Origin of the sequence: Paraglaciecola sp. L1A13, from assembly GCF_009796745.1 — a bacterium.
Classification (GTDB): domain Bacteria; phylum Pseudomonadota; class Gammaproteobacteria; order Enterobacterales; family Alteromonadaceae; genus Paraglaciecola.
In genome coordinates this window covers 4110866-4127802 of sequence record NZ_CP047024.1, presented here as the reverse complement: position 1 = coordinate 4127802, position 16937 = coordinate 4110866, and the positions used below count along the sequence as shown (strand labels likewise).

General features: G+C 42.1%; 9 protein-coding genes and 1 tRNA gene. 1 reads left to right on the top strand and 9 read right to left on the bottom strand.

Going from position 1 to position 16937, the window contains the following annotated elements; genetic code table 11:
- Positions 1-17: 17 nt before the first annotated feature.
- On the bottom strand, positions 18-524 hold the full coding sequence (locus tag GQR89_RS17380) for an RDD family protein (protein ID WP_158771217.1): 507 nt from the start codon (positions 522-524) through the stop codon (positions 18-20).
- 234 nt (positions 525-758) lie between these two features.
- On the opposite strand from GQR89_RS17380, the gene GQR89_RS17375 reads away from it, so the two are divergent.
- Positions 759-844 (top strand) — tRNA-Leu (locus tag GQR89_RS17375).
- A gap of 393 nt (positions 845-1237) precedes the next feature.
- Here GQR89_RS17375 and GQR89_RS17370 read toward each other — a convergent pair.
- The 8 genes from GQR89_RS17370 to GQR89_RS17335 all read right to left on the bottom strand — a co-directional run bounded on the left by GQR89_RS17370 (position 1238) and on the right by GQR89_RS17335 (position 16633).
- Entirely contained in the window at positions 1238-2596 is a 1359-nt protein-coding gene (locus GQR89_RS17370) for a Xaa-Pro peptidase family protein (RefSeq protein WP_158771216.1), read from the bottom strand.
- A 140-nt stretch (positions 2597-2736) separates the two neighbouring features.
- Positions 2737-4059, bottom strand: coding sequence for a M24 family metallopeptidase (locus GQR89_RS17365; protein WP_158771215.1), 1323 nt, complete (start codon positions 4057-4059; stop codon positions 2737-2739).
- Between the two features lie 60 nt (positions 4060-4119).
- The gene (locus GQR89_RS17360) at positions 4120-5517 is read right to left on the bottom strand and encodes a M24 family metallopeptidase (RefSeq protein ID WP_158771214.1); all 1398 of its coding nucleotides are present in this window, start codon (positions 5515-5517) and stop codon (positions 4120-4122) included.
- Between the two features lie 19 nt (positions 5518-5536).
- Entirely contained in the window at positions 5537-6820 is a 1284-nt protein-coding gene (locus GQR89_RS17355; protein ID WP_158771213.1) for a Xaa-Pro peptidase family protein, read from the bottom strand.
- Positions 6817-8253, bottom strand: a complete 1437-nt coding sequence (locus GQR89_RS17350) for a M20/M25/M40 family metallo-hydrolase (protein ID WP_158771212.1) — start codon at positions 8251-8253, stop codon at positions 6817-6819. The genes GQR89_RS17355 and GQR89_RS17350 overlap by 4 nt, the downstream gene beginning before the upstream one ends.
- An 84-nt stretch (positions 8254-8337) precedes the next feature.
- Complete coding sequence (locus tag GQR89_RS17345; RefSeq protein WP_158771211.1) at positions 8338-11355, bottom strand: TonB-dependent receptor domain-containing protein; 3018 nt, start codon at positions 11353-11355, stop codon at positions 8338-8340.
- Between the two features lie 60 nt (positions 11356-11415).
- Positions 11416-13143, bottom strand: a complete 1728-nt coding sequence (locus tag GQR89_RS17340) for an alpha/beta hydrolase-fold protein (protein WP_158771210.1) — start codon at positions 13141-13143, stop codon at positions 11416-11418.
- 949 nt (positions 13144-14092) lie between these two features.
- Positions 14093-16633, bottom strand: coding sequence for a TonB-dependent receptor (locus tag GQR89_RS17335; protein WP_158771209.1), 2541 nt, complete (start codon positions 16631-16633; stop codon positions 14093-14095).
- Positions 16634-16937: the final 304 nt, after the last annotated feature.

Below are 16937 nucleotides of genomic sequence, written 5' to 3'. Positions count from 1 at the left end.
CCGCTCGACCACAACGTCTAGTTCAAATTACGCCAAGTGCGGTGGTGATTAGCTTCTTTGCTTAAGCAAATTACCTCTGTACTGGCGATGCGGTCTTGCAACGACTGTTTATGTTTAACATCTAGTAGTACCAATAGTGTCCCTAAGCCAAATAGTGACGACACCATGCGCACAAAAGCACGAGTATAGGTAATGGGTTGGTCATTTGTACTGGCAATGCGCAGTCGCCAAGCTCGCATACCAATGGTTTGCCCTCCATTACGCCAAAACCACAAGAAGAACGCCATAACCCAAGCCCCAACCCATACCTGTAAAATATATTGATAAATTGGCGCGTGCTGTATCAGGTCGCTAAAGTGCTCGTAGCCGTGATTATTTAGTACGCCATTTTCTACTAATAGCAACATCGTAATCAACATCAACATAGCGGCACACATGCCGACGGCAACGGCGACTAAAATATCGTAAATAATCGCAGCTAGGCGGCGAAAAAAACCTGCACGGTGGTAATGTTCAGTAGTCAAAAGAGCGTTCTCGTTACATATAAAATGAAAAATATCGTGTACAAAAGCCACGAAGACCATGAGCTTAGTTTCGCATAAATGGAGTCACTAAGGGTAGTGGCGATAAACAAAACAGCCTAGCTGGTGATAAGTTGAGCATTTAAACGCTCAAGGTAGAAAAATCACTTGCGTGCAGACAGTAAGTCGCTATAATGCGGCGCTCTTAAAGGTTGCACGCAACCTGAAAGCACCTTTGCCAGTGTGATGGAATTGGTAGACATGACGGATTCAAAATCCGTTGCTGAATAAGCGTGGCGGTTCGAGTCCGCCCACTGGTACCAAACATTTAAACCAACTTTTTAGTTGGTTTTTTTGTATCTAAAATTCATGAAGTCGCCACGCAAGCGTGTCGGCCGAAGGTCGGTCCCATCGAGCCCGCCCACTGGTATCATCTCTTTGTTGTCTACCAAAGAGATACACAAACCGACTTCAAGTCGGTTTTTTTGTGTCTGTAGAAAAATGAAAAAAATTTATGACTTTTTATGAAGTGAAACTGATCGGTCGAGTATATTGGAACAACCGAGTTGTGTTAGCTCGATCGGAATGATATTCCACTAAACCAAACATCCTTGTCTAGCCGTTCAGCAAGCGTACCTATCAATCAGGAAAATTCAGGTTTCTTTCACCTTGACGGGTTTGCCCAGCGAAACTGGGCAAACAGAAAAGGCGAATCGTTAATGTGAATTAGTCTTGCTTGGGATCAGTATCAACGATTGCTGTGGAGGTGTTAAGAACTCAGCGCCATCCTTGGTAATTACAACCATTTCCTCAACTGAAATTGTTTTGGTCTTTTGTTTGTTGCTACCGGGATAAAACCAGCTATAAAAACCGTCATAGGCAAATGTCATTCCTATATCAAGTTTTTGATTGGATGTCGCTCGAATACCAAGATTTGGGCCTGTGTCATGTGCTACATATCCTACAGGATGGCCTGTACTCCACATGACAGGGAGTGAACCGGACGCTTCCATCACAACTTGCTGAGCTTTGTGAACACTTCTGCCGGTTACGCCCGGTTTCATCGCTGCAAAGGCAGCTTGACTACCTGCTAAGGCGCTATCCCATGCATGTTGCATATCTTTAGGAGCGGCGTTTTCATTTTTTCTTAATACGTAAGCGAAGCGCTGTATATCTGTTACCCATTGATCAAATACTCTAATCCCAAAATCTATTTGAATGATATCTCCAGCTTGAATAACTCGGTTTGTAGGATGAGAATGTCCACGGTCCGGGCCAGAGTTTACTGCAGGGTTCTGGTCGGGTGACCATCCATCTTGTACACCAGCATCAGCGATCTTTTGTTTCAGAAATGATGCAATGTCTTTATCCGTTGTAACCCCTGGTACTACGCTCTGGTATGCTTCATATTCCCAACTTGAAGTAACTGATGCAGCTTTTTTCATTATTGCTACCTCTTCAGGTAGCTTTCGGGCTAGCCAATAATTTATTAATGGTTCAGCTGAAACTAATTGGATGTCAGTACCTTTTAGCGCGTTTATGACTGAAATGTACTGTGAATGGCTTAAGCCATCAGATTGAGGGTTTTCACTAAAACTATTTACCGCAATTTCGTCTTGGACGTTTTGCGCTTTTAACCATTGAGCAGCAGCATATATGGCACTATCTGTTTTCCCAACATCGATAACTTCATCAAAGGTATTTAATTCCTTAAGTGAGGTGGATTCACTTACAGGGGAAAACGCTCGAGTAAATACGCCAGATTTAGTCCGACTGAATAACACTACAGCAGTTCCTCCGGCGTTTTCACAACCTACATGTATTGCTAACGGATCGTTATCATTTTCACGACAAACAATTAGCCAATGACTTATTTTAGTTATGTCCATTGCTGTAGGGAGTAGCTCGGCAACTCGCTTTTTGCGTATATCTGACCAGGGTGATACTCCCGGGATAGTCAATTCAACTAAATTTTTCTCAATAATATTAGGACTCAATTCATCTGCATGAACGTGGGTAGCGTAAATTCCAGTTGTGAACAAGACAACAGATAAATACGAAGACGTAAATTTCATGGTGTTTTCTCTTTTTTGCAAGGTTTAACAGGGGATACAATTTATTAAGGGTCTAATTTTGAAAGCATTACTGAATTTTCAGCAAAGACCGTAATACTTCCAAATGCCTGACTGTTAGGAATAGCGCCTATCTATTCCACTTAATTAGAAGAAATTAAATAGAACTCTTTTTGTCGATCATCGATGTAACTTACGTTGTCACCGTTAAAAAATGCATCTTCTTCTAGCATGATACGAATTTCCTTATCCCACTCCGGAATATAGCTAGCAGAATTTAATTCGATGGAATAGGCAGTATTTGCGTACATTGGATAATCCCCTTTAACCGGTAAACCTTCCTGAGCATCCCACATGCCGATGGTCGGGCCGGCAGCGTGACCGTGAAAACCCAATGGGTGAGTGTATATTGACGGTTTTATACCTTCTTTAATTGCCTGCTCTCTGGACAACCTTAAAATTTCATTTCCGCTGCGGCCTTGCTTGAAGTTTCCTGTCAGAATGTCTTGTAACCGGTTACTGGTAGCCAAGGCTTTAACGAGTCCAACGGGTGCCTCTACTTCTCCAGGCTTAAGTACATAAGCATGTTGCTGCTGATCGGTGTTTAAACGCAGATACGTTATGCCAAAATCAACATGTAGTAAGTCGCCAGGTTGAATTATGTTCTCACCTGGGCGTTTGCTAAAAGCTTTAATTTGGTCGAATTTTTCGTTATCTGCACGTTGAATGGAAACGGTAGGATGAAACCAATTTTCAACGCCAAGTGCTTTACTCTGATCTCTGAACCACCAAACTACATCGTCTGTTGTTGTCTCACCAGGAGTCACAACTTCGTTTGAAAAAGCGGTTGAAATCAATTTGTGCCCTATTTTAGCTAGCGTCGGGTAGTACGTCATTTCTAGATTGCTACGTGTTTCTAACCATCCTATTGCAAGTTTCTCAGCAGAAACGACTCTTGAACGAAATTTGTCAGACAGTGCAGCTAAAAATTTATCGTTCTCAGTACTACTCATGCCGTCAGATAAAGCGAAAGCCTCCGATACATTTATACCTATTCGTTTAGGCGCTCGCTCTTCGATCACTTTAGCTAATGCTGTCCATTGATTTGGTTGCGCGTCTTTATCCCATGCTTTTTTGAAGGAATCACCTACTGCGTATCGTGCTACGGCTAGTTTCTCAAGGGGCTTACCTTCACCAGGATTAAATATCACTAGCATTGTATGTCTTCTGGCAGAAATCCACGTTGATGGCAGCATCGTTTTGATAACAGGATCTTCATTGTATTCTCGGGACATAATTACCCACATATCGATGTTTGTTCGGCGCATTAGGTTTGGTAATACTTCCTCAAACCGCTGCTTTAAAATATTGTCTATCACTTCAGCTCTTTCTTTCATACCTAAGACTTCTGCCGCAGAAGTTGGTAAGCATGTCAAAATAAGAATAAATATTAAAATATTACGCATGTCATCAGTTCCCTTTATTTAAGATTTTTATTTGTTATTAGTTAACTTTCTGCTAGCCATTTATCTTGGAATTAAGAGTAATTCCGTTTGTCTACCATCAATGTAATAAAAGCTATTACCTGTGAAATAGCCGTCTACCTCCAACATAAATCGCACTTTTTGATCATTCCACTCAGGGACAGCCTCAATGGCGTTCAATTCAATGGAATAAGCTGTATTAGCGCGCATGCGATAATCGCCTGTTCCTTTTGAACCATTTTGTTGTTCCCATGAACCTATTGAGGGTCCTGCACCGTGGCCGTGATAACCTATAGGATGAGTGTAAATTGTCGGAGTTAATCCGCTATTAATTGCTTCTTTTCGAGCAGCAAACAGAATTTCATTTCCGCTAAGACCTGCTTTAAAATTATCGGTCAGCGCATCCTGTACTTTATTTGCCGCATAGAGTCCTTCTCGTAATCCCTTAGGTGCAGACATTTCATTAGGTCGGCGAACATACGCCATCTGTTGAGTGTCCGTTTTTAAACCCATGTAGCTCATACAAAAATCTACATGGACTAAATCTCCAGGGAGAATGATATTTCCATTCTCTAACACCATCTTTTCAATATCGAAGGTGGACATGCCAGCACGCTGCACACTGACGCTCGGTTGGCACCAAGGGGACACTTTTAGTTGCGCAAGCGTTTCGCGATACCACCATACAACGTCGTCTGTCGTCGTCACTCCGGGTGTGATTACTTCCTCTGAAAGCCCCCGTTCAACAATACGGTGTGCGACTCGCATAATAGTTTGATACGTTGCCATTTCTGCTGGAATACGCGTTTCCAACCAGCCTATAGCCAGTGAATCGTTCGAAACTAAACGCTCTTCAAGGCTTTCGCCTAATGCGTTTTTTAATTGTCGATATTGACTAACTGATAATCCATCTGCCAACGGGAAAGTATCCGAGATGTTAACCGCTATGCTTGACGGATTTTTTTCCTTTATTATCTCAGCAACTCGCGCCCATTGATCAGGCTGAGCATCAGGATCCCAAGCTGATGGGAATAGATCTCCTACCGGATAACGAGCAACCGCTAGACGTTCGACTCCCTTGTTTTTACCTTGATCGTGAAATATAAGAACCATTCGTCTTCTCGCTGACATCCAAGTGGAGGGCAACATAGTCTCTAATACAGGATCTTCGTTATATTCCCTGGCGATAATAAGCCACATGTCTACACCAGCTTCTCGCATTAAATCTGGTATAAGGAGATCTAAACGCTGCTTAAGCCATTTATTTTGTATCGTCGCCCGCTGTTGCAAACTAGGTAATCCAGGCATGGTAGGAGCAAAAACGGGTATACTTTTAACTAACTTATTTGGAGCAGAATTAGCTGTATTAACAAATGTACCTAAGTAAAACATAACAGCTATGAGTACTACTGCGTTCTGCTTATATTTTTTAATATTCATTTTTTTCTCGGGTATTTAATCAGCCAATCGGCTGTTCAATAGAAGAGGGAGGGTGAGAGAACCATTTGGGCCCATCGCTTGTTATATAAAGACAGTCTTCTAAACGGACCCCATAACTCCCGGGCACATATAACCCAGGCTCGTTAGATAAACACATTCCGGGCGCTAGAGGAGTCTTCTCATTGCGAACAAAATTAATGGGTTCATGAATGTCCAAGCCTATTCCGTGGCCGGTGCGATGAGACAAACCAGGTAGTCGATAATCGGGCCCGTAACCCACTTTCTGGTAATATTTTCGTACGGCTATATCTACCTCGCCGGCAGGTGTTCCAACCTGAGCGGCTGTGAATGCAATCTGTTGCCCTTTGTGAACATGATTCCACAGTTTTACCTGATCAGGAGTTGCATCACCGAAGACGAATGTACGAGATATGTCTGAACGATAACCGCCTACAGAACAGCTAAAATCCATCAATATTACTGAACCGCTATTGATATACTCTGGTTCCTTCGAGCCATGCGGCAACGCACTACCTTTACCAATTTGAGCTCCTCCTGCTGGGTTATCACCTCCGAGCTTAGATTGAGCGCTATACATTAGACTTATAACGTCTTCTCTTCCCATCCCTTTCTCTATTAGCGGATGAACCGTTCGATAAGCTTGCATAGTGACATCGCTAGCTTTTTGCATCAGCGCTATCTCTGCTGACGACTTGATCATACGGCAATCGTTTACTTCTATACGCGCTGATGTAATTGATAATTTTGGAGACATTGTTGCTAATTGATGTGCTACGAAATGTCTGACCGATTCATCGAGACCTAACGTCAGCTCTGAGATTTTCTGACTTTTAAACCAAGAAGCGATAAGTTGAAAAGGGTCCTCATCTTCTTCCCAAGTCAGAATATCAGCTGGCATATCCAGTAACTCTCTTAGGCGGCTTTCTTCGAACGCTGGTGTAATAAACATTAAATTACCATCAGCAGGAATTACAGCGGCCGTAATACGTTCACTAATCCACCATTTAACACCGGTAAAGTATTCCAAGGTTGAACCAGCTTCGATTAATACCGCTGCATGGCCTTGTTTTTTCATTCCAAGACGAAGCTTATCTCTACGAGCTTTTCTCTCGGCAGAGGTGATCTTTTTTACTCCAGTGGTAATTGATTGTAAGTTAGCAAGTTTAGATGCTGAAATACGCAAACTTGGCTCCGAATTGCTAGCCAATACGGTAGCCGAACTTGACGCCAGTGTAATGACGCCACTAGCCTTTAGAAAATCTCTTCTATTAAAGGCTTTCATTCGCTTTTTTCTCCCCCCACACGTCGAACAACATAGTCCCAATAATCCATTTCTTTGAGGAATGATTTAATTGGGATCCGTTCGTTAGTCCCATGTGCTCGGCTGTCATCAGGACGCACTAGTGCTAGGCTACCTGCACCGTAGGTGGGGATGCCGGCACGTCGGTATTCACGGCCTTCAGTGCCACCAGATGACATGGTTGGTTGTAACGTAATGTTGGGATAATTGATGGCTACGCCGGCTTGCAAAATAGCGGTAATATCTGTTCGAATTGGAGACGCTGGACTTTCTACAGATTGGCCTTGTTGTTCAATCAAAACGTTTTCATTACCAATTGCTTTAGATAGTTCATTTCGTACATGTTCAACACCACCCGTGTCTGGCAGGATGCGACAATTTACCGTCGCTTTTGCATCCTGAGGGAGGGCGTTTTCTGCATGGCCTGCTTTAAGCATAGTAGCGACACAAGTCGTCCACATCATATTTGAGAATTGAGGGTATTGCTCCATTACCGCAACTGCCTCTTTATTTTCCGGATCATTTAACAAAGTTTTCAATGCATTTGATACATCTCCTCCTTCTCGCTCTGCGACTGATAGAGCCATAGACCTGGTAATTTCATTAAATTTAACAGGGAATTCCAAAGCTTCTACTTTTAAAAGTGCGCGAGAAAGGTCGTAAATCGCATTTTCAGGTCGAGGGACCGAACTGTGTCCTCCAGAATTTTTAGTAGAAACGATAAACGTCGCAAATGTTTTTTCTGCGGCTTGCATTGAAAAAGCAACTGCTCTTCCTTCACGAGTCATTGTGCCGCCACCAGCGTCAGAATTCAGTGCATACTCAGCGTCTTTGACAAAAGGATGTTCAAGTATTTTACGGGTTGTTAGCATGCCCGTTTCTTCATCTCCAGCGAATGCTAAGACAAGATCACGCTCTGGTTGGTAACCTGCGGCTTTCAAATTGGCAAAAGTAGAAACTAATAATGCGACACCAAATTTATTGTCTTGTGTTCCGCGGCCATAAAGGTAACCGTCTATTGTTTTAGGAGTGTATGGATCTGTTTCCCAATTCTCCGTTAACGCATCTACTACATCCATGTGCGCTAAAAAAGCGACTGGCTTTAAACTGCTGTTAGATTTCCCTGCGTATCGGACAATTAACCCATTAACAGACTCGCCATCTATGTCTACGGGAACGCGAACAATATCTTTGTCTGTAAAGCCAGCTTCAACTAGTTTATTTACTAAGACATCAGTCATTGACGAAACTTGCCCATATCCTTTAGCTGTTCGGTAAGGAATGAGTTTCTGAAGAAGGTTTTCAGCATCTGCTTTTTGTTGTGAAGTTACTGCAGCATGACCGTTACCTGATATTGAAAGAATAGAAGCGGCAACAAGTAATTTTGCAGTATTGGAGATAGTTCTAAATTGCATAAATGCACCTAATAATATTGTGTAAATGGAAAACAGGATGCGAAGTGTTCGGTACACTTTGCATCCTTAATATTTAATAAAAGCTTATATTTGGTAAGTGAAACCCATGAATATGGTGCGACCAACCGCATCGTAAAATTGCGGGTAAGTGTTGCCGTTTCCACCATCTTCGATTGCAGAAGATGTTGTCAAAGGTGGATCGCGATCTAGAATATTATTAATTCCGAGCCTGATTGAGGCTTGGTCGTTCAACACATAGCCGGCAGATAGATCAAAGTAGTTTCTTGCGCCAAGTGTTTTATTTACCTGTGCAAAACTGCCTACTAGGGCTTGCTGCGAACTAGTTTGAGCAATATCAACAGCTGAAACGTAACGCCAAGTTAAGCTGAGTGATAAATCGTAAGGAGTGGCCCAACTCATTAGCATTTTATGGCGCCATTCCGGACGTGGACGGCCGCATAACCCTGCATACAATCCCTTACAGTCGTAAACTTCAGAACTAGTAGAGTCAGGCAAGGGGGTCGATGTAAATTCATCTAAATAAGTCCCAACGAAGTTAACCTTAACGTCACCCATATCACCTACTTCAAAGGCATAGTCAGTTGCTAGGTCGAAGCCTTTTGTCTCAAGTGAGCCGGTGTTAATATTAAATCGCTGAAAATATCCATCATCGAACAGGTAGAGCGAACCGCCTTGTCCTCGCTTGATAAGGTCGCAGAAATAGTCACTTCCGGTTGCCAAACAATTACCCATCGCTAAATTAGGATTAACGCTGCCGACCAAGTCCTCCACTTCTATATCAAAGTAGTCAATTGAGACGGTTAAACCTGATAATAATTCTGGGCTAAAGACCAACCCAAAAGAATATGTGTTGGCTGTTTCAGGTTTCAATGCCTCACTACCACCTACTAAGGTATTGAACTGACCGGCAGGGTTGTCCTGAATATTCCCATATTCAGCAGCTGTAACGCCTGTTCTAGCACATTGCTCAAATGTAGCGAAAGGAGTCTCACCTGAGCAAGGATCGAATGAGCCGTCAACATTTTGGGTTAAATCAACCTCAAATCGTTGTTGACTAGAAAATAATTCAACGACATTGGGAGCGCGAACTGCTTTTTGAAAACTTCCACGAAAGCGTAGGTTTTCAATAGGCGACCAGTTTAGGCCTAACTTATAGGTATTAGTTTCGAAGTCGCTACTGTAATCAGAGTAACGGTATGCTGCTTCAACACCCAAGCTTTGCATCATGGGCTTATCATTAACCAGAGGAATATTTAGCTCCGCAAATACCTCTTTGACAGATACATCTCCACTTATTGGTAATTCAGGGGTTACTGCAGTTCGGTATATTTCATCAGGGATGTATTCTAATGTATTTTCGCGATACTCCACACCGCCAGCTACTCCCACTGCATAGTCGGCCCATGGCGATTTAATACCCCAATCATCTAAATCTGCGTTAACCGAAAATACGATATTCTTTAATCCGGTGTCACCGGTGATTCCTTTACTTTCCAAAATATAAGCGGTGGCTTCAGGCGAAGCACCATTTGGTCCAAAATAGTCCAGAGGTGAGCAGTCTAAAGCGTCATTAGTGGGGTCTGCATCTGCATTAACAGCACAAACAGATTGACCAAATGTTGATGAGCCATCTCGTTGATCGGTAACAACATTTAAAGCATTTCCTAAACGATTTCTATTGGCATCCCCTTCGAACCTACTGCGATAGGAGACATTGGCATAGGAGGCAAATAAGTCATATTCAAACGGACCCGCTAAATGTCCTTCAGTGCCTATGACAATACGAAAACTTTCGTGGCGAATTTCATCCTGTCTTGGTCCACCTTCAACATTACGACGACGAATTAATACACCTTCAGCAATAGCATCAGGCCCTAAATAATTACCCGACGCATCGTAATTTCCGCTTGTGGATAGGCCTGCTGCGCCACACAAAAAGTTAGCCTGTTGAGCGCTCATTAGTGGATTGTCACAGTTGATGCCGCCCGTACTGCCGAAAATACCACCAGATACTGTACCTGGTGCAATTTGAGCTGTGGAACTGTCATCCATGTAACTCATTTCTAAATAGGGGGCGAAATGATCGTTAACCTCCATATGAGCTAAGGCTCCTACAGAATAACGTTGATCTGGGCGTTGATAATAATTAAAAGGTGCGTAGTTAAAAACTGAACTACCTTCGGCAAACTCTCCGTTGTTCACTCGAAATCCAGTTGGTACACCGTTGATGCCACTTGTATTAGATAAGTTGGCTGGATAGGAATATCCTGATCCTCCACAAGCGAATCGCTCGCCACTATCACCGTCTGCAGCTAAAGCACAGGCAGAAAAATCCCGTTCACTTTGTAGAATAGGCTCTACTTCGCGATAATTAGCATAAACAGTTATGTTTCCTCGGTCATCTTCAAAATTAGTGCCCATAACCATCGAATATTCTTGTCCATAGCCATCCCATACAGAACTACTAGGTTTATCGAAATCATTGCTATCTAACAACGTTTGTAAATTTTCGTTATCGTTGTTGTGCTGGGTGGTTGTTAAGGTGGTAGTAAATTTCATCCCTTCAAAATCATCAATCAACTTAAAGTTAACGACTCCAGCTATTGCATCAGATCCATAAACAGCAGATGCACCACCAGTAAGTACTTCAACCGACTTAATTAAAGAAGATGGGATTTGATTTAAGTCTGAAGGTACAGAAATGGGAGAGCCATAAGGTAAGCGTCGGCCATTAACCAACACTAACGTGCGATCTGCAGATAATCCCCGTAAATCAACCTGTGCCGTGCCTGTTGCTTCGTTAGATGCACTCGAGCCTTGAGCAGCAAATACCTGAGGCAAAGCATTTACCAAATCTTCTGTACGGATTACGCCGCGAGACAGAAACTCTTCAGCATCCACTGTTGTGATTGGACTGACACTTTCAGCGTTTGCTGATCGTATTCGAGAGCCGGTTACAACGACTTGTTCGATAGCTGCATCGACCTCATTATTTGCTTCTTGAGCATTTACAGGCACTGAAGAGAGCGAACTAAAAAGCGTCGTCGCTGCTAAAGCAGTTACGATTTTTGTGTGTTTCATAGGATCCCCTAGACTATTTAAATGTGCAGCACGCAATGTGCTGCGGTTGGTTTTTTGTTTTTATTTGTACTTCCAGCTTTTAAGATCAGCACCTTGCGGAGCAGCATCCTTAATACGCTTTAAAATTTGAGGGACGTAGAATGTGTTATATCGTAGGCGAGAAATTGCATTTGAATTTTCATGGTCACCGTTCCAGCAATGTTCATCCCGGTCACCATAATCAACTACACCTTCATAGGCCGGTTGCGCATTTTCTAAGAATTTTTCAGTGAGATAGACGGCATTGTTGAGGTAATAATTGTCCATGTCTCCAGTGTATAAATGTATTTTCCCTTTAAGTTTTGGACCTAGTTCTGCCCAATCACGCTCCATGATGTATCGTAGGTCATAATTGTCACGCCAATGCAGAGCAACATCTTTGTTTATCTGGCCTGTTGTCTTATCCCATATACGTTGTGGATAACCATCTGCGCCATTGGGCGAGAAAACGGCTTCCCAAATGTCCCATTGTTGACCTGAACGAGATTTATCACCTAGCACTAACTCCCAACGATTTTCCATTTCCATATACCGTGAAATATGGCCTAGGTAATTACGATGAGATGGGCGCTCTATGCTGGAAAACGGGCCTTTACGGTAGTAGGCGTTTTCGTCTTCGTATAAATTCACAGTCATGAATTGACGAAAGTCGATAGGATCAGGGCAGGCTGCAAAGGCGCCATTGTATTCTTCAGGGTATTTGACCTGAACTCCTAATGCTTCCCATCCGCCAGTGGAGCCGCCATATAAAAATCTCGCCCAACCTTCACCGATTCCATTAAATTCTTTTTCAATTGCAGGAATTAATTCATAAGTTATTGCATCTCCATACGGCCCAAGATTCTCAGAATTGACTGCGTAGCTATCATCGTAATATGGATTACTGTGGTCTATTTCTGCAATCAACATTCTAGGTGTGTCTTCTGCAATCCAGTACTTATAGAAGTCGTAAGACTCCTGCGCTTCAATTTTGTTATAGCAGTCAAGATCAAAACGTTTGCTGTAAACACACTCTTCATTAGGATCAGGTGGTGTTTCACTAAAACCACCAAAGTCAGCAGGGAAGTGACCATGAAAGATTGATAACGGAAAACGCGATTCGGGATGTTTATCAAAATCTCGAGGTACAAGCACGTGTGCGCGCAAAAATACATCTGTCCCCCAAAAATCAGAAAGTAATTTACTTTTAATTTTTATATGACGAATAAATTCGCTATCTACTGGTTCTTCGATTGTAGGATTGACGTCACTCAACTCGATTTTAATAGTGCCTTGATTGGCAGGGTCAAAGTTGATCTTTAGAGGTTCACTTAAAAGGTTGCCTGGCTCTTTCCTCCAATTTTGACCTGCACCTCTAGCTGCCGGAAGCTTGACCGTTTTTCCGTTAGACAAATTAAAAGTTTCATATTTATGCAATACCGCCTGTACGTAATATTCACCTGCGGGTATCTCGCTGAGACTCCTAGTTGGAAAGCCAAGTACACTGGCACCAATTTCGACAGATTTCCCCCGTTGCAGGCCATCAACGTTGACACCAAAAATTTGCGCGGCATCAAAGTCAGCACTAACTTGATTAATGGGAAGCTTTTCATTATTCGAAGCTAAAACCAAAATCATACGCCCGTCATAAACTTCTTCGGGTGCCGTTTTTGGTAGGTTTAATTCAAAAATTTCAGCTTGTGATTGGGCTGTTATTGTTAGCAGGCTTGTAACAAATAGTGACTTCAGCAAAATTCGTTTGGTGGTCATAATATCTCCGTATTTATTATTTTTATAAATGATTCGGTTAAGAATCCGCAGTACTCCGTACGGGAAAGGATGAAACCTCGCCAGAACTGCTTAATTTCATATAAACACGCAAATATATTCGACGTCAATTGGATTATTAAGTCATTAAAATCATGAGTTTAGCGTATTAGTATAATAATTCACGGTTAGTTAAGTTACCTTTTTTTAAAGCTGGTGAATGTAAATTTATGTAAAGAACGTGCAGGTATTGTGCGTAAAACACTCTATAAGTGTGCGTTAATTGTGCGGACATCATGCAGGATTAGTACTTTAGTATAATGTTATTTTATACAGCTTTATTTTTGCTGGGTTTAGTTGAATATTAGTTTTTCTGTTGCAGATGTATTTACAATTGCTAACACTTTTCGAGCGATAAATTGAAATCAAATTGAACTAAGCCAAATTTAGGTGTCGAGAATTTATTACGGGAAATAGCTTAAAGCATCGTTTGAATATTGGGATTTCATCAACGAATGTCTATTTTTAATGATTCAAAGCTAACCAGTAAATATACAATTTATCGATCTTGAAAACAGAGTTAGGGTTTTTCAAATGGTTGCTGAATAAGCGTGGCGTCTGAAGTTAAGTCCCATCGTGCCAGTCGTCTAAAACCATCTCTTTGTTGTCTACGCGAAGAGATTCATAAACCGACTTTGAGTCGTTTTTTTGTGTCTAAGATTTATATAAATTTTCATTGAGAAAGATAACTTTTATCACAGGCGAGTGGACTTTTGAAAAACGTCGCTTAGGGGAATTTGATAATCATGCTGCAGACTTACTCATTCACAACAAAGCGAACAAGAACCTTTGTGCAAGTAACAACTTAAAGCTGATGTAGCGTAGACATTTAAAAAGCCTCTTAAAGAGTATAATTTAAGAGGCTTTTAGACGCTTAATTGAAGCTTGTATTTTAAAATTTATATTTTACTGAGCCATATGCATATTGACCACGCAAACTGTGTGTTTCTGCTACATATCCATAACCACGGTCAGTAAATGGTGGATCGGTGTCGAATAAGTTATTAACACCAATTGTAAGGGTCGTTTTGTCATTGAGGTTATAATGCCCTTGAACATCAACCAAGGTTTGCGAATCGACCATCGTCGCCTTAGAACTTTCCATTACTGATAGCGCTTGATAACTTTCAAACTCACCAATGTATTTAAAAATACTCGTCAGTCCAAAATCATTATAAGCCCAGTCAACTGAAAGGCGGCCTCTATGTTGTGGGTAGTTTAATTCACCCGCATATTGTAGGTTATCTTTCTTAAACGAATCAATATACGACCAATCTAAACCAAATTTAATCGTTCCTAAATCGACTAAATCAACTACGTAGCCAGCGGTCACATCAAGACCACTTGCTTCTTGAGAACTAAGGTTTACATAAACGTTATAAATTTTATCGATTTGTCCTAGTGTCTCCCCTGATAATGGTTCAAAACGTTGACAAATAATACTGTCTTGATTTCCACATTCAGCAGCATAGATGTTCTCAACCGGATTTTGATCGATTTTGTTATCTTGTTTAATGCTCCATACATCGGCTGTAAAATCGAATGCTTCGGTGATTTGCCATACCATGCCGACGTTCCATGTAGTCGATTCTTCCGGGTCTAATACTGCGTCAGAGGTATAAATAACGGAACGTTCACGCTCACCTTCACACACGCCATCTGATTCACAGCGATAAAAATCGTCAACTAATGGTGAGTCCTGCGATGGGCCCAAGCCAATCTGCGCCAAAGACGGAGCTCTAAAACCTTGCCCCCAAGAGCCTCTTAGGGAGAAGTTATCTAATGGGCGCCATGAAATAGAAACCTGTGGATTCGTGGTCGAACCAAAGTCGCTATAATCATCATATCGACCGGCTAAAGTCACATCAAATGTATCGGTAAAAGGCACAAGGAACTCTACATAAGCAGCCGTTATATCTCGAGATGCTTGGGCTGATATCGCTTCGGTACCAAAAATTAAGCCTCTCTCAAACTGCTCATCAGGTTTATCAAAAGCGTCTTCTTCGCGATACTCAGCGCCTGCTGCCATTTGCACGGTAATATCAGCAACTGTGAAAGCCTCACCGGCAATATTGGCATTGAACGAAGTCATATGTGATTCACCTTGACGAACAAGGCTAGTAGAAATGTCGGCAACAACATCAGGATTGTTATAAGTGCCACCAAAAGGATTATAATTTCCTGCATCAATTTCACGTTGCAAATAGTCAACACGGATCCAACCATCACCGATACCGCCCGTTTGCAGTGATTTACTGCGGCCTTTTTGGGCTGAAACGTCATAATCCCAGTCGTTTATTGTTCCTCTTACCCCTGCCACTAAACGTAATGTGTCAGATTCAATATTCCATACACGACCACCGGCATCCACTGTACGATAGTTATTGATAATAACATCTGAACCGTAAGGGTTATTTGGGTGATCGGCACTCACCGTTAGGCCTGCTGTTCTGCCAAGCGGTGTGGCTGCCCCGAACGCCTTTGACGTGTTGTGTTGTGCTGATAACTCCATATATCCTTCAGCAAATTCACTCAACTTTTGATTTGCTTGAAACATAAGGCCGACACGCTCAGCGACGGGCAATACCGCACCTGCTGGGCCATAATCGTAGCGACAGGTACTATTAACAATGTTTTCTTCAGGGCAAGCTGCATCTGGCGTTAGTACTCCATCCACAATGAATGTTCCAGGGAAGCCGGAAGACGAACGTCCGTCGATGCCATTTTCAGGCTGATACACCGTACCGTAGATGCCTACTTCATCGCGCATCAATGCTGTATTTTTAAAGTAATCCAGTATCACGGTGGCGTTACTGTCGTCGTCGCCCGTTCCCCAAAGTAGACTAAAACTGGTTTCTTCATAACTTGGTCCAGTGGTTCCACCATGCCCGAGTGACACCTCAGTCCCTTCAAAGTTTTTACGTAAAATGACGTTTACTACACCCGCTACGGCATCTGAACCATATACTGCCGAAGCTCCATCTTTCAATATTTCAATACGTTCAATCGCCGCAACAGGAATATTGTTAATATCAACAAAGGAGTTCACTATCCCTTCAGCAAAAGCACTACTAGCCACACGACGACCATTGATTAGTACCAGTGTTGCATCTGCACCGAAGCCCCTAAGACTAATTGCTGCACCACCGTTAGCGGTTGAGTCTTGATTATTCCCTTGCGTAGAAAACGTACCTGTCCCTGCGGCAGGCAAGGTTTCGAGTAATTGTTGCAAATTAGCAAATCCTGAACGATCAATATCTTCCCGTCCTATTATCTGCACTGGGGCAGCACCTTCTAAATCATTACGCTTTATATTTGAACCGGTTACTTGAATCCTTTCTACAGTCTCTCCTGCTTCTTGGGCAAATGAGGTTGAGGCGCTCAATCCTAAGGAGACTGCTAACGGAAATAAAGAATACTTTCTGATTTTCATACTGTTTCCTTGTATCGCTATAATGATTGTTATGGGTTTAAGCAGCTTAATGAGATCTCAGTTTTTACATAGCTCTATACTTAGTGCTGTATGTAGCAATAACCAAAATGTGAAGCACTCTAAAATAACGCACTTTTATAGGGCGAAATTTGTCTTATTTTGGTGATTTAAATATAGTTAACGTAATTATTTGGACATATAAGCTGTCGTGGATAAATAAAGCAATTTGTACGCCAAATCAAATGCTTGCGTGTGTTTTTAGGCGTTTTTTTTACTCGTTCATTCCGAGGGGAGACTAAATTTG

Coding starts and splice junctions, on each gene's coding strand:
- GQR89_RS17370 (WP_158771216.1), bottom strand. CDS start 2,596: ATGAAATTTACGTCTTCGTATTTATCTGTTGTCTTGTTCACAACTGGA.
- GQR89_RS17365 (WP_158771215.1), bottom strand. CDS start 4,059: ATGCGTAATATTTTAATATTTATTCTTATTTTGACATGCTTACCAACT.
- GQR89_RS17360 (WP_158771214.1), bottom strand. CDS start 5,517: ATGAATATTAAAAAATATAAGCAGAACGCAGTAGTACTCATAGCTGTT.
- GQR89_RS17355 (WP_158771213.1), bottom strand. CDS start 6,820: ATGAAAGCCTTTAATAGAAGAGATTTTCTAAAGGCTAGTGGCGTCATT.
- GQR89_RS17350 (WP_158771212.1), bottom strand. CDS start 8,253: ATGCAATTTAGAACTATCTCCAATACTGCAAAATTACTTGTTGCCGCT.
- GQR89_RS17345 (WP_158771211.1), bottom strand. CDS start 11,355: ATGAAACACACAAAAATCGTAACTGCTTTAGCAGCGACGACGCTTTTT.
- GQR89_RS17340 (WP_158771210.1), bottom strand. CDS start 13,143: ATGACCACCAAACGAATTTTGCTGAAGTCACTATTTGTTACAAGCCTG.
- GQR89_RS17335 (WP_158771209.1), bottom strand. CDS start 16,633: ATGAAAATCAGAAAGTATTCTTTATTTCCGTTAGCAGTCTCCTTAGGA.